Genomic DNA, 385 nt, shown 5'->3' with positions numbered 1-385 from the left:
GTCAGGCTGGTGCCACTCAGCTTGAGTGCCAAGGTCGCGCCGATGACCACGAACGGAATGCTCGCCAGGACGATCAAGCTCTTGCGGATGCTCTCGAACTGCCATACGAACAACAGGAACATGGCAGCAAGGCAGAGCGGGAGCAGCTTCTCGATGCCTTCGTTGGCACTCTTGCTCTCTTCGATCTCGCCACCGAGTTCAACCCGCACGCCCTGCTTGCGGAATTCGGAAAGAAGTGGCTCGACCTTGTCTGCGATCCCCTGAGCAGTCAGCTCGGAGCTCTTTGCAAGCACGGTGACCGCGCGCGCCTGGTTCACTCGCTGGATTGAAGACAGCTGCGGCGCCAACCGAAGCTTGGCCACCTGGCCCAGCGGCACGCTTCCGC

Annotated in this window: 1 protein-coding gene; it reads right to left on the bottom strand. The window is 61.3% G+C overall.

The window, feature by feature from the left end; genetic code table 11:
- Positions 1-385: efflux RND transporter permease subunit (locus tag D7T59_RS21155; RefSeq protein ID WP_180882696.1), on the bottom strand; the 385-nt coding region annotated here is incomplete at both ends.

Origin of the sequence: Stenotrophomonas maltophilia (assembly GCF_013464915.1) — a bacterium.
Lineage (GTDB): Bacteria > Pseudomonadota > Gammaproteobacteria > Xanthomonadales > Xanthomonadaceae > Stenotrophomonas > Stenotrophomonas maltophilia_AT.
This window is presented reverse-complemented; position numbering and strand designations above follow the sequence as displayed.